This window comes from Tigheibacillus halophilus (assembly GCF_042683165.1).
Taxonomy (GTDB): Bacteria; Bacillota; Bacilli; order Bacillales; family Amphibacillaceae; genus Tigheibacillus; species Tigheibacillus halophilus.
The window spans coordinates 288,098-311,924 of record NZ_JBHUIZ010000015.1; the positions used below are offsets into that span (position 1 = coordinate 288,098).

17 protein-coding genes and 1 pseudogene are annotated in these 23,827 nt (G+C 38.4%); 15 read left to right on the forward strand and 3 right to left on the reverse strand.

Annotated elements, in window-relative coordinates:
- Nucleotides 1-8 precede the first annotated feature (8 nt).
- From ACFSMW_RS17185 to ACFSMW_RS17250, 14 genes and pseudogenes are all read left to right on the forward strand, one after another.
- On the forward strand, nt 9-1,457 hold the full coding sequence (locus tag ACFSMW_RS17185) for a sulfatase family protein (protein WP_390357526.1): 1,449 nt from the start codon (nt 9-11) through the stop codon (nt 1,455-1,457).
- A gap of 48 nt (nt 1,458-1,505) precedes the next feature.
- Nucleotides 1,506-2,975 (forward strand): M81 family metallopeptidase, encoded by a 1,470-nt coding sequence (locus ACFSMW_RS17190; RefSeq protein ID WP_390357527.1) that lies wholly within the window; start codon nt 1,506-1,508, stop codon nt 2,973-2,975.
- Between the two features lie 412 nt (nt 2,976-3,387).
- Nucleotides 3,388-4,032 carry a class II aldolase/adducin family protein gene (locus tag ACFSMW_RS17195; protein WP_390357528.1) on the forward strand — a complete coding sequence of 215 codons (645 nt, stop codon included), beginning with the start codon at nt 3,388-3,390 and terminating at the stop codon, nt 4,030-4,032.
- A 40-nt stretch (nt 4,033-4,072) separates the two neighbouring features.
- Nucleotides 4,073-5,557, forward strand: coding sequence for a rhamnulokinase (locus ACFSMW_RS17200; RefSeq protein WP_390357529.1), 1,485 nt, complete (start codon nt 4,073-4,075; stop codon nt 5,555-5,557).
- A gap of 1 nt (nt 5,558) precedes the next feature.
- Nucleotides 5,559-5,996: pseudogene (locus tag ACFSMW_RS17205) on the forward strand (RbsD/FucU family protein).
- 96 nt (nt 5,997-6,092) lie between these two features.
- Nucleotides 6,093-7,343 carry an ABC transporter substrate-binding protein gene (locus ACFSMW_RS17210; protein ID WP_390357530.1) on the forward strand — a complete coding sequence of 417 codons (1,251 nt, stop codon included), beginning with the start codon at nt 6,093-6,095 and terminating at the stop codon, nt 7,341-7,343.
- A 169-nt stretch (nt 7,344-7,512) separates the two neighbouring features.
- Complete coding sequence (locus tag ACFSMW_RS17215; protein WP_390357531.1) at nt 7,513-8,448, forward strand: carbohydrate ABC transporter permease; 936 nt, start codon at nt 7,513-7,515, stop codon at nt 8,446-8,448.
- A gap of 3 nt (nt 8,449-8,451) precedes the next feature.
- On the forward strand, nt 8,452-9,270 hold the full coding sequence (locus ACFSMW_RS17220) for a carbohydrate ABC transporter permease (RefSeq protein ID WP_390357532.1): 819 nt from the start codon (nt 8,452-8,454) through the stop codon (nt 9,268-9,270).
- A 67-nt stretch (nt 9,271-9,337) separates the two neighbouring features.
- Nucleotides 9,338-10,654, forward strand: a complete 1,317-nt coding sequence (locus tag ACFSMW_RS17225) for a M20 family metallopeptidase (protein WP_390357533.1) — start codon at nt 9,338-9,340, stop codon at nt 10,652-10,654.
- A gap of 35 nt (nt 10,655-10,689) precedes the next feature.
- Nucleotides 10,690-12,567: an aldehyde ferredoxin oxidoreductase family protein gene (locus ACFSMW_RS17230; protein WP_390357534.1), complete on the forward strand. Its 1,878-nt coding sequence runs from the start codon at nt 10,690-10,692 to the stop codon at nt 12,565-12,567.
- 123 nt (nt 12,568-12,690) lie between these two features.
- Entirely contained in the window at nt 12,691-14,454 is a 1,764-nt protein-coding gene (locus ACFSMW_RS17235; protein ID WP_390357535.1) for an L-fucose isomerase, read from the forward strand.
- 77 nt (nt 14,455-14,531) lie between these two features.
- Complete coding sequence (locus tag ACFSMW_RS17240; RefSeq protein WP_390357536.1) at nt 14,532-16,217, forward strand: ribulokinase; 1,686 nt, start codon at nt 14,532-14,534, stop codon at nt 16,215-16,217.
- A gap of 78 nt (nt 16,218-16,295) precedes the next feature.
- Nucleotides 16,296-18,362: a bifunctional aldolase/short-chain dehydrogenase gene (locus tag ACFSMW_RS17245; RefSeq protein WP_390357537.1), complete on the forward strand. Its 2,067-nt coding sequence runs from the start codon at nt 16,296-16,298 to the stop codon at nt 18,360-18,362.
- 71 nt (nt 18,363-18,433) lie between these two features.
- Nucleotides 18,434-19,195, forward strand: a complete 762-nt coding sequence (locus ACFSMW_RS17250; RefSeq protein WP_390357538.1) for a DeoR/GlpR family DNA-binding transcription regulator — start codon at nt 18,434-18,436, stop codon at nt 19,193-19,195.
- 393 nt (nt 19,196-19,588) lie between these two features.
- On the opposite strand, the gene ACFSMW_RS17255 is transcribed toward ACFSMW_RS17250, so the two are convergent.
- The 3 genes from ACFSMW_RS17255 to ACFSMW_RS17265 are packed head-to-tail and all read right to left on the reverse strand — an operon-like array spanning nt 19,589 to nt 22,148.
- Entirely contained in the window at nt 19,589-20,074 is a 486-nt protein-coding gene (locus tag ACFSMW_RS17255; protein ID WP_390357539.1) for a hypothetical protein, read from the reverse strand.
- Entirely contained in the window at nt 20,071-20,862 is a 792-nt protein-coding gene (locus tag ACFSMW_RS17260) for a DUF3100 domain-containing protein (protein ID WP_390357540.1), read from the reverse strand. The genes ACFSMW_RS17255 and ACFSMW_RS17260 overlap by 4 nt, the downstream gene beginning before the upstream one ends.
- 26 nt (nt 20,863-20,888) lie before the next feature.
- Complete coding sequence (locus ACFSMW_RS17265; RefSeq protein WP_390357541.1) at nt 20,889-22,148, reverse strand: M20/M25/M40 family metallo-hydrolase; 1,260 nt, start codon at nt 22,146-22,148, stop codon at nt 20,889-20,891.
- Between the two features lie 352 nt (nt 22,149-22,500).
- On the opposite strand from ACFSMW_RS17265, the gene ACFSMW_RS17270 reads away from it, so the two are divergent.
- Entirely contained in the window at nt 22,501-23,823 is a 1,323-nt protein-coding gene (locus ACFSMW_RS17270) for an MFS transporter (protein ID WP_390357542.1), read from the forward strand.
- Nucleotides 23,824-23,827 lie beyond the last annotated feature (4 nt).

Genomic DNA, 23,827 nt, shown 5'->3' on the forward strand with positions numbered 1-23,827 from the left:
TGAATGACATGAGGACAAAGCAACCCAATATTATTTATATTCTTGCGGATGACATGGGCTATGGTGATTTGTCTTGTTTAAATGAAGCATCAAAAATTAATACTGTTAATTTAGACGGGGTAGCGAAAGAGGGAATGGCTTTTACAGATGCCCATGCTTCATCTGCTGTATGTACCCCCTCACGATATAGCATCTTAACTGGCAGATATAACTGGAGGTCTTCCTTAAAACGAGGTGTGCTGGGAGGATATTCAGAGCCTTTAATAGAAGACGGGCGTCTGACAGTTGCATCTATGTTAAAAACAAAAGATTATCGGACAGCTTGTGTTGGCAAATGGCATTTGGGCTTAGATTGGCGAGCTAAAAGTCAGGATCCTACAGATGTGGATTACAGTAAACCTATCGCAGATGGTCCGCTGCAACATGGTTTTGACTACTTTTATGGTATCAGTGCTTCCTTGGATATGCCGCCTTATGTTTATATCGAAAACGACCAAGTAACCCAAATCCCTGCAAGTACAAGTAAAAGTCGAGAAGGAAAAGGCTGGTGGCGGGAAGGTCCCATTGCACCTGATTTTAAACATGAAGAAGTGCTTCCACGCCTAAATGACAAGGTGCTGGATACGATCGAACTGTGGAAGGATGATCCTTTCTTTCTTTATTATGCCCTCCCCGCCCCGCATACACCGATACTTCCTTTAGAACAGTACAGAGGCAAAACGGGGTTGAATGAATACGGGGATTTTGTTTATATGTGTGATGATTTGATTGGGGATATTATGAATAAGTTGATTGAACTAGGGCTGTATGAAAATACAATTCTGGTTTTCACTAGCGATAACGGCTGTTCTCCGGAAGCGGATTTTGGTGAACTATCTTATCTGGGGCATCATCCAAGTTACCATTTTCGTGGTCATAAGGCGGATATATATGAGGGCGGCCATCGCGTTCCACTATTGATCCGCTGGCCGGAATATATCAAACCGAATATGCTCACAGAAGAACCTGTGTGTTTGGTGGATCTAATGGCCACATTGGCTGACATAGTGGATTTTCAATTGCCGGATGATGCCGGTGAGGACAGCATCAGTAATTTGCCATTGTGGTCGGGACAAAAACTGGATCGATCATTAAGGGAAGCCACCGTTCATCATTCCATAGATGGTTCTTTTTCAATAAGGCAAGGAAAATGGAAACTGGAACTTTGTCCAGGTTCAGGTGGTTGGAGCTATCCCAAGCCTGGTGAAGAATCATCCTTCATGCCTCCGTTTCAATTATATGATCTTCATTCAGATATCGGGGAAAAGGTAAATGTTGCTTTAGATTATCCTGATAAGGTAGAACATCTGCGTGAACTATTAAGGGAGTATGTTTTGAATGGCCGGAGTACACCTGGCAAAAAACAGAAAAATACAGGGGCACCATACTGGGAAGAATTACACTGGATGCAGGAATAGACATTCATGTTTGCGTATTTATATTAATAGAATGGGAGAGGAACGTTTATGAAGGTATTAGTAGGTCATTTTAATTCGGAGTCGAATGAATTTTCATATCAAAATATGGGCTTTGATAATTTTGTTTTCAGATATGGGATCGACTCCATCGATGTCATGCAGGTACGGGACATTTTTGAAGAGAAAGAAATAGAACTTATACCGAGCATTTACGCTAATGGCCATCCTGGTGGGCTAGTGACAAAAGATGCATTTGATTTTATCCTGCATCGCATGCTTACAGCAGTAAAAGAGAATTTGGCAGAGATTGATGGTATTTATCTATACCTGCATGGCGCCAGTAAAGTAGTGGATTTGGAAGGTGGATCAGCTGAACATATGATACTTTCCGAAATTCGCAGAATAACAGGACCTTATCTTCCGATTGCAGTAACGATGGATCCACACGGCAATCTGTCTCAAAATCTGGCAGATAATGCAACCATTATTCGTACCTATCGACATTCCCCACATACGGATGCCGTGGAAACTCGCCGAATTGTTGCCGGGATGCTAGTTGATTTGCTGCAAAACAGAAGGAGCATCACACCCGTTTACCGTAAAGTTCCAATCATGATTGGCGGGGAGCGTGCTGTGTCCACGGACGAACCAATGGTTTCCATTAATAAGTATTTAGATGAGGTAGAATCAGATCCGCGTATATTGTCAGCTTCTTTCCATATCGGTTATTTGGAGCATGACGGAGATAAACTGGGATGCTCTGTTATTGTCGTGCCGGACAATGATACACATGCCGGCTATGCCAATGAGATGGCTGATAAAATCTATGACTTTGTGTTAGCCAGACGCTACCAATTTCATTATCATGGAATCGTTGATTTTCCCGAGAATGCTTTGAAGCGCGCCATCGAATATGATGGGAAGCCGGTATTTATAACGGATTCCGGTGATAACTGTGGTGCTGGCGGGGATGGATACAGCAACTTCATCTTACGGCAGCTAATGGAACTGAAAGATTATAATCAAAAGAACATCCTTGTAGCCGGAATCATTGATAAGCATAGCTATGCACATCTTTACGACAAAAAAGTAGGGGAACAAGTAGATTTCGACCTGGGTATGGGGTTGGATCATCTATGTGAACCGGTCCATATTAAAGGTTCCATTACGGCACGCGGTGTTGTAAACAGTAGGTTTGCAATCAATACGGATATGGTTGATGCGATTACGGTCAAAATAGACGATAAACCAATCAGTGTTGTGGTGGAAGGGGAATCTTTAAGCTACACAGATTTATCGCAATTCAGGGATTCCAATATCAATGTAGAAGATTATGATTTGTTCGTTGTAAAGCAGGGCTATATCTCACCAGATTTTAAGGAGATTTCTCCATTTTGTATTATGTCGTTGACGGAAGGGCCGACCAATCAGGAGTTGGAACAAACGCGTTCCTATAAACGCATCATGAGACCGATGTTTCCATACGATAAACTGGATTATCGCGTGGAAGAAAACTAAAAAGTATGTGAGAAGCTACACGGACTTTAAAGGTGAATACTGTCTGTATTATCAATTTCAAACAATTGAACTTCTGCTTTATAAAAGCCTGAGGCCTATTTTTATAGGTCTTGGGCTTTTTGGTGTGTTTTTTTGAACGCTGGGTTTAAAAAGAGAGAGAGTGGTATTGCTAAAAATATACGATTTATAATTAACTTATGCCCGAGAAATCAGTAAAATTGTTATTTTCCCCTTCATAAAAAAATTAAAGTTACACTTTACAATTTGTTTTTATGTGATATACTTACCTGTAACAAAATTAAACAAACATAAACAAAAGAAAAACAAAGATATTATTGGATAATAAGAGTATATCACTGAGGTTTTACTGGATTAACATTTTGAAAGCGTTTAAACAAAAGGAGAATGGCATATGAAAGAAGTTTTAGAAGAACTAACAAAATACGCTAAAAAACTTGTTGATAGTGGATTAGTTGTAGGCGCAGGTGGGAATTTGAGCGCACGTAGTGATGATTATATGTATATTTCACCAAGTGGTTTTGATTTAAAGGAAGTTACCGAACAAGAGTGGGTTAAAGTTGAGATTGCATCTGGAAAGGTACTGAGTGATTTAAAACCTTCTTCTGAATTAGAAATGCACTTGGAATGTTTTAGAAAAGATTCAACTATTAAAGCTGTGCTTCATGCCCATCCTACATATTCCGTTGCAGTATCATCCACTGGAAAGGAAATCCCTCCTATGTTCCCAGATTTTCCTGCAATGGTAAAAAAAGTATCATATATTGATTATGTCATTCCAACAACAAATTTGATTGCTGAGGCAGTAGGAGAGGTTATTGCAGACAGCCAGTCTGTTGTGATGCGGAATCATGGTGTTTTAACCGTCGGCACGACTGTGAAAGAAGCGTATTTTTACATGCAGCTAACGGAAGAAGCGGCAAAAGTATATGCAATTTCATCCGCAGTAGGGAATCCAAGAATCCTTACAGAAAAAGAATGTGATGATTTGCGGAACTTATCGGCTGAAACGTATCGTTCAAGTCTTCTGAAAAAATGATAGATCAATAGAATGCCCATAAACGAGGGGGAATATGTTGATGAAAAACGTTTTATCATTTGATTTTGGAGCATCAAGCGGGCGTGCAATATTAGGTAATTATGATGGATTTGCTCTCCATCTAAAGGAAATTTGCAGATTCGAAAATGAACCAATAATCGTCGATGGTACGCTTTATTGGGATATTGATGTACTTTTTGGCGTCGTAAAAAAAGTACTAAAAAACATCGGTAATAAAATGAAAATTGATAGTATAGGTATCGATACGTGGGGGGTGGATTTCGGCCTACTTGATAAGGATGGCAGGCTGCTGGATCACCCTGTACATTATCGTGATCAAAGAACGGAAGGGCTGCTTGAAGAAGTAGAGAAGTTAATCCCAAAGGAAAAGTTGTATGAATTAACGGGAAATCAAATCATCTTCTTTAACACGATTTATCAGTTAGCATATTTGAAGAAATATAAGGAAGATGAATTGAAGAATGCAAGGTCACTATTATTAATGCCTGACTTATTCAATTATTTGCTGACTGGCGAACAATACTCGGAAATGACGATTGCTTCAACTACTCAGCTATTTGATCCTTATAAAAAAGAGTGGCATGGAGACATCATCAAAATACTTGGTTTACCTATAGAAATTTTTAATGCAGTCGTAGATCCGGGAAAAGTGATTGGCACTATTTCCGAAGGGCTTGCAAAGGAATTGGGGATACCGCAAATTCCTGTTGTCGCAACCACATCACATGATACCGCAAGTGCTGTGGTAAGTGTGCCAGCATCTGAAAAAGATTTTTTATTTGTTTCTTGCGGAACATGGTCCTTGATTGGTACGGAATTGGAAGAACCAATCATCAATGCCAAATCTGCTTCTTATAACATCACAAATGAAAGCGGAATCAATGGCACCACACGCTTTTTGAAAAACGTTACCGGTTTATGGATGTTGGAGGAAACAAAGAAACAATTGGAAAAAGAAGGCAGAGTGTATTCATATGATGAAATAACCGAATTGGCTGAAAGGTCACAGCCGTTCAGCTGTTATGTCAACACGGATCACCCTGATTTCCAATTGCCGGGAAATATGCCTGCAAAAATAAAAGATTACGCAAAAATGACATACCAGCGAGTTCCCGAAACGGACGGAGAAATTTTTAGGGTCATATATGAAAGTTTGGCACTGAAATACCGTGATGTATTTGAAGAAATTATGGCGTGTACAGGGAAAAGATATTCGCAAGTGCATATCGTTGGCGGCGGTTCGCAGGCAGGTATTTTATGTCAAATGGTGGCTAACGCAAGCGAGATAGAAGTAGTGGCGGGTCCCGTCGAGGCGACAGTTATTGGCAACAGTATTGTTCAATTGCTTTCTCAAAATACAATTGCGAATTTAGCTGAGGCCAGAAAGGTTGTCAGACGGTCATTTGAGACAAAGACATATTACTCGGTTCAGCACGAGAAATGGGATGTTGCGTTCAGACATTTCAAAGACATACTGCGCGAAGATGTGAAGGGGGAAGTGTGAAATGCTGAAGAAAATACCACAATCATTGTCCCCTGATTTACTGAAGGTTTTGATGGAAATGGGGCATGGTGATGAAATTGTCATCGGAGACGGAAACTTCCCAGGGGCGTCGCACGCAAAACAACTTGTGCGCTGCGACGGCTTATAGGCCAAAATATTGCTGAAAAGTATACTGGAATTATTTCCTCTTGTTACTTACACAAAATATCCTGTTTCGCTGATGGAAGTTGTCAAGGGAGATAGTTTTAAACCAGAAATTTGGGGAACATATGAGAAAATTTTAAAAGAATCCAGGGAGGAAAATACAGCGATTGAATATTTAGATCGGGATAGTTTTTACGAAAAAAGTAAACGAGCATACGCCATTGTAATGACCAGTGAACAGTCACTGTATGCCAACATCATTTTGAAAAAGGGCGTTATTCAACAAACAATTTAAAGTAGGTAGGTCTTTGGGAGGTGAAGTGATTTAAGGGAATTGCCGAATAATGGTAATACTTCGTTGTATCTTAAAATGAAATAGGAGGGTATGTAAATGAGGAAATTAAGCCTATTAACAGCTGTTTTTCTTTTATCAATACTTATTATCTCAGGGTGTTCCAAAAATGCGGAAGGCAATAATTCTGGAAATGATAAAGTGGTATTGAATGTTATAGATCCATTTGGTACCGAACCACAGGATAGTCAACTTACTGATATCTTAAAACAATATGAAGATAGTCATCCAAATGTCACGATTAAGCGTCAATCAGTTCCAGCAGAAAATTTGATATCTAAAGTTATTCAACAAGCAAGTTCTGGATCAGCTCCTGATGTTATTTTTTCCGATGCTCAAATGACACCGAAGTTAGCATCTTCGGGTGCAATTACGCCATTGGATAAATATATGGACAAATTTCTCGGCGATGATGATCTTACTTCTGTCTATGAGAAAAGTATTACAGAAATAATGAAATATAACAATAAAATATATGGCGTACCAGTAGGAAATAATACTGAAGTGTATTTTTATAATAAGGATGTGTTTGAAAAAGATGGTATAACCCCGCCTAAGACTTGGGATGAGTTAAATAATGTTGTGGGAAAGCTAAAAGAAAATAACGAATACAGTTTTGGCTACTCAGCAATTGCCAGTGAATTTGCTTCTTGGTCTTTTCTGCCATACGCGTGGATGAAAGGGAAAGACTTAAAACATTTTAATACCTCAGAAACAATTGAAGCTTTAAATTTTTGGACGGATTTTGTCAAAGATGGGTATACCCCCAAATCTGTGCTTAATTGGACTGAAAATGATGTTGCTACACAATTTATAAATGGAAAATTTCCGATGTTTCAGGGTGGTTCTTGGATTATTCCAATTATGGAAAAAGAAGACATAAACTATGACATTATTCCACTACCAACTCCTGAAAAAGGCGGAGATTCAATGGGGCCTATCGGAGGGGAAGTGATGGTAATTGGTAAGAATTCTAAGAATGAGAAAGCAGCATGGGATTTCATCGCTTGGACTCAAGATGAAGAAGTTTTAAATCCAATTAATGAAACATTTGGTTATTTGCCGGCATATCTTCCTGCACAGGAGAAATATTTAAAAGAACATCCAAAATTTGAATCTGTTGCAGAAACATTGAAGCATGGAAAAAGCCGGACTGCAGTTGTTGGAATAGATTATCCTGAAATTTCCAAAGAGTTATGGAAAGGAATTCAAAATGTAATAACAGGTGAAAATACATCTGATGAGATTGTAAAACAAATTCAAGATAAAGTAGACAATTTATCAGATTAATAGATTCTGCTTAGGAAACAATTCAGTTTGGTTGACATGAGCAAAACGATTTTTACTTTTGCTCATGTCAACCCTCTAAAAGTACTTACATTTATTTTCACTTCTTAAGTATAATGAAAACTTTAAGTTAGCTAAGAAAAACTTGTTATTTTAAAGGTGGAAAAAATATATGGAGTCTGCGGATTTACAAAAAAAGAAAAAAAGTAATCTAAATGTTTTTAGAGGAAATAGTAGAAACCAAACTATTGTAAGATTTTTATTTGTTGTTCCTACCATCATTTATATCCTAATGTTTTTTGGTTTTCCACTCGCATATAACATCATTATTAGTTTTAAAGATTTTACTGCGGAATCTATGTTGAATGGTAATTCTGAGTTTGTAGGCTTTAAAAATTATATAAATGTATTCAAAGACACTTTAATGATAAAAGCCACTTTTAATACAATAATTTTTACGATTACTTCCATCGCATTACAATTTATTTTGGGAATGATGTTAGCATTGTTTTTTAATAAAACATTTCCTCTAAGTCAAACTTTAAGATCCATGCTGTTGTTACCATGGCTTTTACCTTTAGTTGTTTCGGCAACTTCATGGAAATGGATGATGGAACATGCATATGGAATTATCAATCATGTTTTACTTAATACGAATATAATCTCTGAGCCAATTGGATGGACAATTGATCCAAACCTCTCACTTTACTCAGTTATTATCGTAAACATATGGGTTGGAATACCCTTTAACTTAGTTCTTTTATACACGGGCCTGCAATCAATACCTGTGAGTATTTATGAAGCTGCTAAAATCGATGGGGCAGGTAAATGGGAAACTTTTCGATACATCACTTTACCAATGTTACGGCCTGTAATAAGTATAATTTTAATGCTTGGATTTATTTATACCATTAAACAATTCGATTTGTTTCAAGCATTAACCGGGGGAGGGCCAGGAAATTCCTCACAAGTATATTCTACTTGGCTGTACCAATTGTCATTTGGTGAATTGAAATTTGGATTAGGTGCTGCGGTTGGTAATGTGATGTTATTTCTAGCCTTAATATTTGCGTTCGCTTATATTTGGGCAATTAGAAAGGAAGAGTAAGTTATGAAAAAAAAGTTATCCAAATTTATTCTTTTTTTAATAGGCATAACCATCGTGGCGATCTTATTATTTCCAGTTTATTGGATTATTGTAACATCACTAAAAAGTAATAACGAAATATTTGGCAATCCCACTATTATACCGATGGAGCCTACAATTGAAGCATATAAAATAACCTTTATTGAACAATTGTCACATATAAAAACCAGTCTCATAATTTCGTTTGGTACAGTGATTTTTTCGTTAATTATTGCCTTGCCTACAGCTTACGCTTTAGCAAAATTCCGATTTAAATTTATTAATTTAATTTTGCTTCTAATATTAATCACTCAAATGGTACCGAATATTATGATGACAACACCTTTATATTTGATGTTTAGTAAAATCCATTTACTTAATACTCACATTGGTTTGATTTTGGCTGATTCAACTTATGCTGTTCCTTTTATAGTTCTGATTTTAAGGACTGTTTTTATGAATATTCCGAGTGAATTACTAGAGGCTTCCTATATAGATGGAGCGGGTGAATTGAAAACATTTATTAGAGTTGTTCTTCCTGTATCTTATTCTGGAATTATTACAGGAGCACTCTTCGCATTTCTTTTCTCATGGGGAGATTTTATTTATGCGCTAACTTTAACAACCGATGAATCAATTCGACCAATTACTCTTGGGATTTATAATTTTATTGGCCAATACACAGAAAACTGGAATCAGTTAATGGCAGCTTCAGTAATTGCAATTGCTCCAGTAACTATTTTATTAATTATGTTCCAGAAATATATTACAGCGGGATTAACAGAGGGTTCTACAAAAGGATAATAATATGGAGGATATTAATTTTTCGTTTATTAGTTTTATATAAAATCATTTAAAGTAGGTGTCAAGAATGTATGAAAATGTAAAGAAGTTAGAAGAAGCAATAAACAATGCAGTAGACGTGCAATCGGAAGAAATTTATAATTTTTTATCAAAATATGTAAGCTTTAAAACAATTAACCCGAAATTAACTAACCAAGTTGCAATATCTATTCAAGAGACAAGGGATTGTCATGAGTGGGTTAAAAAAAAGTTGAATGAATTTGGGTGCTTCGATGAAATTAGTATGCCAGCAGTAGACCAAAACTTACCGAATATTGTTGCAAAACGAAATGGAAGTAGAGAGGGAAAGGGTCTGTTTTTTAATGGGCATACAGATGTTGTGCCGGTATCTGAAAAACAGGAAAAAGAATGGCGAAAAATGAAACCATGGTCAGGGGAAATTGCTGAAAATAAAATTTGGGGTCGTGGTGCTTCTGACATGAAAGGTGGAAACACTGCTTTTATTTGGGCTATAAAAATACTACATGACCTTGGGATAAAATTAAAAGGTGACTGTATTGCCACATTAGTTGTAGGTGAAGAAACTGCAGATAAAAAGATTGGAATAGATGCTGTAATGCAATCAACAAAACTACCAAAAACGGGAATTATTGCCGAAGCTACAGATTTACAAATTTGTCCAGCTACAATGGGAGAATTTTATTTTTCAATAAAAATATTTGGTAAAAGTTGCAATTTAGCTTTAAGGCATAAGACTATTTATCCTTCAGTATATGGAGAGGATATTCCAGGGGTAAATGCAATAGATTTAATGAGGAAAATTCAAAATCGCCTAGTAGAATTGGAGCACCAATGGGGTTTGTATCGGAAGCATCCTTTAATGGAGCCTGGAAATATGTCTATTAGTATTACAAAAATTCAGGGAGGGGATACATATTCAGCAATTGCTGAAAATTGCGAGATGATAGGTGGTGTAATCTACGCACCAGATTTAAAGTATGAGGAGGTAAAAAATGAATTCTTGGAAGCAATAGATCAAGTTGTCAAAAGTGATTATTGGTTGAGAGAGAATCCGCCTGAAATCACAATTCCTTATTTTATACCAAATAAGCCGGCAAACAATTTATCGGTAAATCATCCATTAACCAAGGTTTTTGAGAGGGCAAGAAGAAATGTGATGGGTGGTGAACCAGCTTTTTCAACCCCTACATCAAATACGAATGATGGAAATTATATGGTTGAAAAGGGTTATGAAACTATAACGTTTGGTTTGAGAGAAAATAATAATCATGGTACAAATGAATTTATTTATTGCGAGGATTTGCTTAACATGATAAAGGTTTATGCCCTGGGAATCCTTGAGTGGTGTGAATGGGATAATTAAGTATACAACCAATTATAGTAGAAAGGAAGATTTTATTGAGTAACACGTATGGTTATCATAAGAAAATACTCCATATTGATTTAACAAAACAAGAAATTGAGGTAGAAGAACCTAATGATGTATTTTACCGCAAGTACATTGGCAGCGGGATTATGGCAGCGTATTATTTATTAAAAAATACGAAACCGAAAATGGATCCGTTTTCACCTAAAAATTTATTAATGTTCATGTCAAGTGTAGTTGCAGGATATGAAGCACCGGGTCTTGCTCAATTTGTTGTATCCGGGAAATCACCACTTACTGAGGGTATTGGAGAAGCTAGGTCAGAAGGAGCGTTTGGTATAGCTTTAAAAAAATCTGGATATGACGGGATTATCATATCAGGAAAAAGTGAAACTCCTTCCATTATCGTCATTGATGATGGAAAAGTATCCATTAAGGAAACTCCACATTTATGGGGAATGCATGTAGACGAAGTTACTGATGAATTAAAAAAGGAGTATTACGATGCTTCGGTTGCTACTATTGGTATAGCAGGAGAAAATTTAGTGAGATTTTCCAATATTGTATCTGAAAAGAATCATTCTGCATCCAGAGCCGGAATGGGTGCTTTAATGGGATCAAAAAATCTAAAAGCGCTAGTTTTAAGGGGGGGAAGCAGCCCTAAAGTAGCAGATTTTAAAAAATTAAGTAATCTATACAACTGGTTTGATGAAAAAATGAGATCTAATGAACTGGCTATGTGGCAGCATAATGCTCCTGGGTTTGGTGTTTGGATACATACACACGGAATTGATGCTTCTTTATGTGTTAATAATTACCAAACATCTAAATTTCCATCAACAAATAAATATGATACCAAAAATTTCATGAAATATTATAGAGGTGAAGCAAATATTCCAGGTTGTCCAATGAATATTATTAAAAAATTTTCAGTATCAGAAGAAAATGAAGATATAGGTGGTATTCATCAAGAAGCAGCAGGCGCACTTGGTCCTAATTTAGGCATAACTGATATTACAAAAATAATAAAAGCTAATGTATTGTGTAATAAATATGGATTAGACCCCAATTCCCTTGGCTATACTATTTCTTTTATTCAAGAGTGTGCGGCAAAAGGAATTTATAATAATGCAGAAAATATTAATTTAGATTTTAATGATAATCTAGATCTTTTAAGTTTAATTGAAATGATTTCTGAAAGAACAGGGGTGGGTGATCTGTTAGCAGAAGGAAGTGCGAGGGCAGCAAAAGAAATAGGTAATTCATCCTCTAAATATGCTTTAACAGTAAAAAATAATGAAATGGTGCCATTTGAACCAAGAAGTCAAACTAATCTGGCTTTAGGTTATGCAACATCTCCGACAGGTCCCAGATACGATATATGTGAACACGATTGGGATTATGACGTGAATTATGGCTGGGAACATACATTGGATTACAGTAGAACTGTAGGGATTTTGGAAAGAATTCCTATGGAGTATGTTGGGAGGAAAAAGGTAAGGAACTACAAAGCTTTAAATACGATTTGGTCAGCCGCAGATGGGTTAAGTATAAGCTTGTTTTCTACTGCACCCACGAGAGTATATAGTTTGGAAGATATGGCCAAATTAATCCGAATAGTAACTGGTTGGGAAACGTCATCTTACGAAGTGATGAGGATTGGAGAATTAAGAAATCAGATTTATAGATTTTATAATTATAGAGAAGGGTTTACTAGTAAAGATGATTATTTGCCAGAAAGATTTTTTAATTTAGAGATTGATTCAGGGCCACAAAAAGGAGTAAAAATAGACAAGACGGAATTTATAGATAGTATAAATTTCTATTATCAAATGATGGGCTGGGATGAAGAGGGAAGCCCATTACCTGCTACTTTATATGATTATGGGTTAGATTGGCTATTTGAATAGAAAAATATAGCTATATTGTCAGCTAAAACGTTTATATTCACAATGCAACGAATGATTACTGTGAAAGCGCTCTAGTAGAATGTGTCGACGCAGAATAAAAAACAATAACAGGAGTGGATTAATATGACAATGCCTAAGATTGGCATCAGACCAACAATCGATGGAAGAAGACTTGGAGTTAGAGAATCATTGGAAGAGCAGACAATGAATATGGCAAAGAATGTCTCACAATTAATTTATAACACATTAAAATATCCCGATGGTTCCCCTGTTGCATGTGTGATAGCCAACTCTACAATTGGCGGCGTGAAAGAGGCGACAGCGTGTAAAGAAAAGTTTCATCAAGAAAATGTCGGATTAACGATAACGGTTACACCTTGCTGGTGCTATGGCACGGAAACAATGGATTTAGATAATAAGGTGCCGCATGCAGTATGGGGGTTTAATGGTACCGAACGTCCTGGAGCTGTTTACCTTGCCGCTGTTCTAGCTGCTTATGCTCAAAAAGGCGTTCCGGCATTTGGGATTTATGGTGAACATGTACAGGAAGCTGACGATGAAAGGATTCCTGAAGATGTAGCCGAAAGATTGCTTCAATTTGCCAGATCCGGATTAACTGTAGCAATGATGAAAGGCAAGTCTTATTTGTCCATGGGAAATGTGTCCATGGGAATTGCAGGCTCCATTGTTAAAGACGATTTTTTCCAGGAATACCTTGGAATGCGGAATGAATATGTTGATATGACTGAATTTGTTCGACGTATGAATGAGGAAATATATGATAAAGAAGAATTTGAGATAGCAATGAACTGGACAAAAGAAAATGTGAAAGTAGGGTTTGATAATAATCCAGAAGATTTGAAGTTCACAGAAGAAGAGTATGAAAAGAACTGGGAAACAGCAGTTAAAATGGTTATGATCGGCCGTGATCTAATGGTTGGAAATGAAAAGTTGGCGGAACTTGGATATGAAGAGGAAGCACTTGGACATGATGCTATTCTTTCCGGGTTCCAGGGGCAACGCCAATGGACAGATCATTTTCCAAATGGGGATTACATGGAAACAATGCTAAATACTTCCTTTGACTGGAATGGTAAACGTGCACCGTATGTTATGGCAACGGAAAATGACAACAATAACGGGGTCTCCATGCTGTTTAACTACCTGCTGACGAATACACCCCAAATATTTGCTGACGTCCGCACTTATTGGAGTCCCGAAGCCGTTAAACGAGTCACTGGTTATGAACTTACTGGTAAAGCAGCAAACGGAATTATTCATTTGAAGAATTCCGGTGCTTCCGCCCTAGATGGAACGGGTCAGCAAATGAGGGATGGAAAACCAGTAATTAAACCATTTTGGGAAATAACAGATGGGGAAGTAGATGCAATGTTGAAAAATACTACATTCCATCCAGCCAACAAGCAATATTTTCGAGGAGGTGGTTTTTCAACACGCTACAAAACTAAAGGTGAAATGCCATTAACAATGACGCGTTTAAATATAGTAAAAGGGCTTGGGCCTGTCTTGCAAATAGCAGAAGGATATTCTGTTGAACTGCCAGAAAAAGTGCATGAAACAATCGACCAGAGAACCGATCCAACATGGCCAACAACATGGTTTGCACCAATCCTCACCGGTGAAGGGGCCTTCAAAAATGCGTACAATGTAATGGATTATTGGGGATCCAATCACGGTGCCATCTCCTATGGACATATCGGTGCGGATATTTTAACGCTGGCTTCGATGTTGAGAATCCCTGTAAACATGCATAATGTCGATGAGTCACGAGTTTTTCGTCCGCACGTTTGGTCTATGTTTGGCACACAGAATATCGAGTCTGCGGATTTTCGTGCATGTCATAATTTTGGCCCTTTATACAAATAACTTGTGAATAAAGGCTGTCGTTGTTTATCTGACGGCAGCCTTTTATTTTTCAAGTTACATCATAAGGAGATGATTTTGTGAAAGAGACCTTTGCAATAGGAGTTGATTATGGAACAGAATCTGGTAGGGCGGTGCTCGTTTCACTTCAAAATGGAATAGAAATCGCTGATCATGTTGTTCTGTACCCCCATGGCGTTATTGATGAATATTTACCGGACTCGAATATTCGTCTTGAACCTGGTTGGGCATTGCAACATCCGGCCGATTATGTCTATGTTTTGGAAATCGCCCTCCCTGAAATAATCAAAATCTCCGGCATAGATCCAAGTCAAATTATTGGTATTGGTGTCGACTTTACTTCTTGTACTATGCTTCCTGTTGATGAAAGAGGCGTACCCCTATGTTACCAGGCTGAGTTGAGGGAAAAACCCCATAGTTGGGTGAAACTTTGGAAGCATCATGCTGCACAATATAAAGCGACAAGATTGAATGAAGTAGCGGTAAAACGGGGAGAAGAATTTTTAAAACGATACGGGGGTAAGATTTCCTCAGAATGGATGCTCCCTAAAATATGGCAAACCTACGATGAAGCACCTGATATTTTTAATAAAGCAAATCGTTTTGTGGAGGCTGGAGACTGGATTGTCTTCCAGTTGACGAATAATTTGCTTAAAAACAGCTGTGCTGCAGGTTATAAATCAATCTGGCATAAACAGGAAGGTTATCCTGATAAAGAATTTTTCAAAGAACTTGATCCAGGGCTGGAAAACCTGATAGAAACAAAACTCTGGGGTGGAGTGTATCCTCTTGGGACAAAAGCAGGTGAGTTAACTGAACAAATGGCACAGCTTACAGGTTTGGAACCAGGTACGGCTGTGGCTGTTGGAATTATTGACGCTCATGCATCTGTACCGGCCATGGGAGTGGTCGAACCGGGCAAAATGGTTTTGGCAATGGGTACCTCCATTTGTCATATGCTGCTTGACAGCAAGGAAGTACATGTGGATGGCATCAGTGGTGTTGTCGAGGATGGCATTATTGAAGGCTTATACGGATATGAAGCAGGCCAGCCCGCTGCAGGCGACATTTTTGCATGGTATGTGGACCAAGCTGTCCCAACATATGTTCAGGAGGCAGCAAATGAAGCGGGTGTTTCTGTATATCATTGGCTGGAAATGAGGGCGTCTGAATTAAAGCCTGGGGAATCCGGCCTGCTAGCTTTGGATTGGTGGAATGGCAATCGGTCCACATTGGTAGATGCTGATTTGAGCGGACTTTTGCTGGGTGTCACGCTTCAAACAAAACCACAGGAAATCTATCGGGCACTTTTAGAGTCTACTGCGTTTGGAACAAGAAAAGTGATCGACACCTTTCAAAATAGTGGTGTGATGGTGGATGAATTATATGCATGTGGAGGACTTTCCAACAAGAATAAATTATTAATGCAAATTTATGCGGATGTAAACAACCGTATGATTAAAATTGCTGATTCAAACCATACACCGGCTATTGGTGCAGCAATGTTCGGTGCAGTGGCAGCCGGTAAAGCTAATGGAGGATTTGAAAATATCATAGATGCCGCAAAGAAAATGTCCCGGATAAAAAAAGAAGTAATAAAACCAGATCCCGCTAATGTTCAAGTTTATGAGAAATTATACAAAGAGTATAACAAGTTATACTACTATTTTGGCAGAGAAAATAAATTGATGAAAAATTTGCGGGAAATTCAATCATCACAAATATCGCAGTTGAACCAAAAGTAAACAATAATAATAATAACTATTCAAAAATAAACAAACATGTGATAAGATGAAACTATCTATTACATAGGAGGCTTATAAATGGTAAGAAACCTTTGGGATGATAATAATGGTAACTTTAGGACAGGATTGAAAGCGCTTGTACACCGCTCGAATTTATTAGGTCAGGATCGTTCAGTAGCCAATTGGGGTGGAGGCAATACTTCTGTAAAAACAACAGAAACGGACTTTAAAGGGAACGAAATTGAAGTTATGTGGGTGAAAGGCAGCGGATCCGATCTTGCAACAATGGAGGCTGAGAATTTTACGGGTTTAAAGCTTGATGATATTAAACCACTTTTCAAGAAAGAAAGTATGACTGATGAGGAAATGGTTAATTATTTGGAACACTGTATGATTGATTCAAGGCATCCTCGTTCTTCGATTGAGACCCTTTTGCATGCGTTTTTGCCTTTTAAACATATTGATCATACTCATCCTGATGCTATTATCAGTATCGCTTGTGCTGATAATGGGCAAGAAGTAGCTAAGCAAATATATGGTGACCGCTTTGTATGGGTCCCATATGTGAGGCCGGGATTTAAGCTTTCTAAAATGATTGCTGAAGGTGTACAAAAAAATCCAAATGCCGACCTTATGATTATGGAGAAGCACGGACTTGTGACTTGGGGGGGGACATCCAAGGAATGTTATAACAAAACAATTTCTATTATTCAAGAGGCTGAGGATTATATTGAAGCAAAAGCAAACGAAAAACCACTATTCGGGGGCAAAAAATACGAATCACTAAATAAAGATGAACGAGATACAGTTCTTGCACAAATTCTGCCGGTGATCCGCGGCCAGGTTAGTGAAAATAAAAAAATGATCGTAACTAACGATACCAGTGAAGCAATTTTGGAATTTGTAAATAGTCATGGTGCAAAGGAATTATCGCAAATCGGCGCCGCGTGTCCTGATCATCTTGTACATACTAAAAGGGTTCCATTATATGTGGACTGGGATCCAGCAAGTAAAGATGTGGATCGTTTAATACAGAATGTAAAAAACGGTATTTCTGCTTTCAAAGAAGAATATGTTGCTTATTTCGAACGTAATAAATCAGAAGGTGACAGCATTGTCGAGGCAGTCCCGCGGGTCTTGCTAATTCCTGGGGTCGGCATGGTTAATACAGGCAAAAGCTGGTCCGCAGCAAATGTGAGTGAATCATTATATCACCGTGCTGTTTCGGTGATGAGAGGTTCAACTATCATTGGAAACTTTGAATCTCTTGATGAAGCTGAATCATTTGCAATCGAATATTGGCCACTGGAGCTTTATAAGTTAAGCCTTGCCCCGCCAGAAGCAGAATTCTCCCGTCACATTGCATTTGTAACAGGAGGAGCAGGAGGAATTGGTGGTGCAACTTGTAAACGTTTATTATCTGAAGGCTCACATGTAGTCGTTGCTGATATCAATTTGGAGGGGGCACAAGAACTCGCTTCTGAAATCAATCGGCGTTATGGAGAAAATCGTGCATTGGCAGTTAAAATGGATGTGACAAAAGAAGAAGAGGTAAAAGCTGCTATCCAAAAAACGATTCTAAAATATGGAGGACTTGACATTGTTGTTAATAACGCCGGGCTTGCAAGTTCCAGCGCGTTTGAAGAAACCACAATAGAAAAATGGAACTTGAATATCAATGTACTGGTAACAGGGTACTTTCTGGTTGCACGGGAAGCATTCAAGTTAATGAAAAATCAGGAAATCGGTGGTAACATGGTGTTTGTCGGATCCAAAAACTCTATCTATGCAGGTAAAAATGTTGCTGCATATAGCACAGCTAAAGCCGCTGAAGTGCATCTTGCCAGAACCGTTGCTGCTGATGGTGGTGCTCATGGCATTAGAGTCAATTCTGTATTGCCTGATGCTGTCATACGAGGATCTAAAATCTGGGATTCGAACTGGAAAAAAGAACGTGCTTCTTCCTATGGTATTGAAGCGGAAGAATTAGAGGAGCACTATCGCAAACGGACGATATTGCATGTCAATATTTTGCCAGAAGACATTGCAGAGTCTATTGCATTTTTAGCTTCTTCAAAGTCAGCAAAAACAACTGGTTGTATGGTTACAGTTGACGGCGGTGTCGCCGCTGCTTTTACCAGATAAGTGTATCAATAGATCCTTTGTTTCGTGACAGAAGATCTATACTAAATTGAAACTGGAAAGAAGGTTGGGCAATGCTTGTTGCCGAAAGACAACAGAAAATTGTTGGCTTGGTAAATGAACGTAAAAGTATTCGAGTTACAGAACTTAGTCAAATCTTTGGAGTTACTGAAGAAACAGTCCGTAGGGATTTAGAAAAATTAGAAAAAGAAAATAAGTTGACACGCAGCCATGGGGGTGCCATAAGTACTGATCCCGCCGATTCAATGGAAATTCCTTATTTTCAAAGAGAAGTAATAAATATAAAGGAAAAAAAGGATATAGCTTTTGAAGCGGTTAGGCAGGTCAAGGAGGAAGATAAAATAATCCTGGATGCAAGTTCTACGGCCTGGTATATGGCAAAAGCATTACCGGACATTCCGATAACTGTGTTGACAAATTCGATAAGGGTTGCTACAGAATTAAGTACAAAAAACCAAATCACGGTGATATCTACGGGTGGATCTTTGCTGTCCAAGTCATTATCATTTGTTGGTCCACTTGCCGAAGCTTCATTAGATTCGTATCACGTTAATAAAGCATTTATTTCTTGCAAAGGAATTCATTTAAAAAATGGTATAAGTGATTCAAATGAACAACAAGCTCAAATAAAAAGAAAAATGATCGAATGCGCTGATACTGTTTACATTATGATTGATCACAGTAAATTTGGAGTGCAAGCTTTTTCTCATATAAATAATTTAGAGATAATAGATTACATTATAACAGATAGCCGGGTAGATGATGAAATTCTCCAACAAATTGAGGATAAATCTATTCATTTAGTCAGTATTTAAAGTGATTCCCTCGCACAGCACAAACCGAAAATAGAGAGTGGTAAATTGCGTTGGGAACATAAGAACGTTTGAGGGATAGAAAGACGGATACGATTCAAGGTTATGATTGCTTTCATTTTTTGAAAGCTTAGGAGATGGAATACGATAGCAATTAATCAAGATACAGATTAATAAGAGAAGAAAAAAGCATAGTTGTACTGCACCCTCAAAGCAAGAGTGAAAATCTGACCTGAGGGTGTTTATTTATACAAGAATGCAGTAAGCGGTGCAAGATAGCTTTGAACCTATTTCAAACATAGTTGTTTATCTATGAAGACATTCTCCCTACTGGAGAGAATGTCTTCAATGTATAATAGTTTAACAGAGTCACGAACAATCAATTTAACGTAATGATTATCTTCCCGTAACAAGCAATCCCAGCTGTGCCAGCAGTGCACTTCCAATATACGTTCCGGAAAAAACAAACACCGCAACAATGGCGACTTTCCAGGATGTTTTTCTTAAATCAGTCAGCCGGTTCGCTACCGAGATTCCGGCAAAAGTAAGGATTGGTGTTGTAATCGCCAGGAAATCGACTGCCTGGATGACATTAACAAAGAAGTCGGATAATAGGCAAAAAACGAGTGATGTGATGGATACCCATCCCAGAATTGGGAAGTCACGAATGGCTTTCACTTTTACTTTTTTAAACAGGTCCGAAACGAAAATACCAATCATGGAGAATACCCACAGGCTGGCAAGGCCATAAAATGTCTCGACTGTGATCGGTGTCGATTTAGGGTTTTTTAGTAATTTAAGCTCTTGCGTAAACAAGATCAGTCCAATACTCAGTAATAATACCAAGCCGTATTTTATATATTTTTTACTATCCAAAGTCATTGTTTTTGTCTCCCTGTCATCAATTTATACATGAATCGCTGTAATGGCACAGCTAGAAAGATCATCGTAAATGTCCCCAAGAAACTGGTTAGCAGCTGGCTTGCCGATGCATAGGCAAGAATCGTACTTTGTAAATCGGGCATAGAAGCCACCAGTGAGGCTGATGCGGCACTCATCATGCTTCCGGATCCGACCCCAGAGGCCATAGCGAGCGCCTCAACTCGGATGCCGGCAGCAAGTAGAACCGGTGCGAAAACACTAAAGAATACCGCTCCGAACAGTGTTCCGATAATATAAAGTGAGATTACGCCGCGACCCTCATCAGAATCAAGTGTGTATTTTTCCGAGATATAAGCCAGTTCACCTTCCCGGCCAATTCCAAGCGTAGCCCCGATTGCTTCCCGCCTTAGACCAATGAGGATAGCAACCGGCAATCCGAGAAGAACGGTACCGAGATTACCAAGCTCCTGGATGATAAAAACCCAGCCGATAGAAAGGATTTCGCGTATATGCGGAGCCACATCAGCACCATATCTGGCCATGAGCGGCAGCATGATAAACAGCAGGTATTTACTGGAAAAGTTGATATTCGATTCACTGTAGATTTTTTTCCAGAAGCCTTTTCGGAAAACTTTTAACCCCAATGCCATCGTAATTAGCACTGCAAATACGAGTGGCAGAATGCCGATGGAGATACTGCCAAGTTGTACAGACTGTACACCAATCATTTCAGCAGTAAAGATGATAACGAGTACGAAAATAAGTAAATACAAAAAGTTACGTTTCAATTTTTTTATCCTCCTGAATGGCCTGTCTAGTCGACGATTGAATGGATCAGCTCCATATAGTCTTGATAGGTACGCTTATATAATTTACTTCGGTCTATATTGCCGCTTAATTCATCCAGCACAACTGCCAGAAACCTTGGAAAAATTTCATAGATGAATGCAGGGTCGACATCAATGAAGTCGTCTCCGTGGATTGTCCCGGTAAATCCACTGTATCCAATCTGAATGCAAGGCATCATGTAGGACAGATCCCCGATATCGCCAGCCGCGCTGATAGGATCGTCATCAAGCAAGACATCAATACCTTCAGAACGTTTAAATGCTTCTTGTACGAAAGATGACAAATAGCGATCCTGGACGAACGGCAAGTATCCCATCTGTGTCTTCACGTCTACCTCGCCTCTAAGTGATATTGCGCTTCCTTTTGCAGCATCATCCAGCCTTTCTGCCACTTCTTTCAGGTACGCCACGTTTTTCGTACGCAAATCGGTCCCGACTGTGATTTGGTTTGGAATCACGTTTGTCGACATGTCTGATGCCATGACAATTGGATTGACACGTACCATTTCCGAATCCTTGAATTGCTGCCTCATTAGGCCGGTTGCAACGTTGAAAAGGGTGGACATATTGTATGCATTCGTTCCGGAAAAAGGATCGAATCCTGCATGTGTCGCTTTTCCTCTGAAAGCATATTTTTTATATAAAAATCCGGCCAAGTCACTATTCACATTCACCGTACGCTTGTCGAATTCTCCGCCAATGGCATGGACACAAAGTGCCGCGTCCATATCATCAAAAACGCCCAGTTTCATGGCTTCCGGTTTACCGCCATAATGGGAAATCTTATCTTGTGCGATCAACTCATCTCTATAATCCAGGTCAAGGTACTCCTCTGCAGGAACAAAAACAAATGATAATGTATAATCCAGATTTTTATATGCTTCGGTTTTCACCAAATATGTATAAAGTGCCAGTGCAATTCCTACCTGGGTGTAATGTCCGCAGTTATGTGCCGCCCCTGAATTTTTATCCGCATACATATGTGTCGGTGCGTATACCGCATCGAGTTCAGCGATAAAACCGATATGTAAATCTTTTTTCTCTTCGCCAAGCGTCGTTTTGAACCCAGTCAGGCTGAACTCATCCATTTTTATGGCTGGATTAACTGTTTTCAAATAATCCATGATCGTTTGCTTCGTACGTTTTTCTTTATATCCAAGCTCGGGATGATAATAAATGTCTTCCGCAATTTGTTTGATTTCCTCATACTGTTGTTGAAATTGCATCATGATTCCTCCTATTTTTTGTTTGCCATGTTTCTCATAAGCGCGCAAATCATTTAATGTAATATGGAATGTTTCGAATAATATAGCGCTTGTTTATTTTCGTAGCAATGGATTACTCATTCTATAAGAGTACGATTAGATAAAATCAATTGTCAAATGTTTTAAAAAGTTGTGGAATGGTTTTTGGTGTGTTGTGAGAATCAACATGTTTAAAAGACAAACTTACACTTGAAATAGTTAGACTCTTCGGTTTATAATGAAAAGAACAAAAGAGTGAACGACCACTCTCTTAGAGGGGAGGCGAAGTCTAACATTAAGAAATGAAAAGATGCTGACAGAAGGGGTGAAGAAGATGGATCGAACAGTTTCGATGGATGATATACCTTTGAATAAGTTTCATATTAAAGTAGCAATCTATACAACCGGGGGGAAGTTTTGTGATGGGTATATTTTAGGGGTGATTGCAATTGCTCTTTCATTGCTTGGCCCACAACTTGAACTGAGCGCTTTTTGGTACGGCCTTATTGGAAGCTCAGCTTTAATCGGTCTCTTTTTGGGAAGTTTCTTTTTCGGTTGGTTAACAGATAAAATTGGCAGAAAACCTATCTACATGGCGACGATAGCATTGTTTGTATTAATTTCAGTATTGCAATATTTTGTGTCTACGCAAGAACAACTTTTCATATTACGGCTTTTGTTGGGGTTTACGATTAGCGCTGAATATGCGACTGGAGCTACTTTATTGTCGGAATTAATCCCTAGGAAAAATCGTGGAACGATTTTGGCTTGTCTAAACGCAATGTGGACAGTAGGCTTTGTTGTATCCGTGGTAGCAGGCTATACGATGCTCCATTTTGGCGGGGATGAGATTTGGCGTTGGATTTTGGTATCTAGTGCGGTACCTGCCTTCATATTACTGATTTTACGGTTAGGCTCTGCTGAGTCGCCAAGATGGCTAATGAGTAAAGGTAAAGTTGAAAAAGCTAAGAAGGTTGTTGACAAACATTTTGGTAGGCATGTTAGAGTTGATGATTTGGTGATAGAAGAGCGTAAAAAAACGGAAATAAAAGAGATTTTCAATAAAAAATACAGGACTCGTACAGCATTTGCAGGATTATTTTGGTGTTTACATGTACTGCCTTATTTTGGAATGATGACATTTTTGCCGGTCGTGTTCGATAGTCTGAAAATAGAAGATGAATTCCTAAGCACGTTGATTTCTAACTTATTCCAGTTAGCAGGTGCGGTTGCCGGAGTGGTGATTATGGATAAAATTTCGCGAAGAAATTTCGTGATTTATTCCTTTTTGATTTTGGCAGTTTCTCTTGGGTTACTGGTCCTTATTCCGAATCCAACATCGGCAGTTATCATAGCATGTTTTTCTATTTATGTCTTTATAGCTTCTGGATCAGGAAATCTACAAACCGTTTACCCCAGCGAAATGTTTCCAACGCATGTTCGCTCAACTGCAGTTGGTTTTGCAACAATGATTAGCAGAATAGGAGCGGCTTTGGGAACATTTTTATTGCCTATCAGTTTGGATGCTTTAGGGATCCAAATCACAATGGGGATACTAACAGGAATTTTACTTCTGGCTTTATTTATATCCATTAAATGGGCACCAGAAACAAGGAATGTGTCGCTTGAAAAAGCTGCAAATGTGAATGCTTCATAAGGAG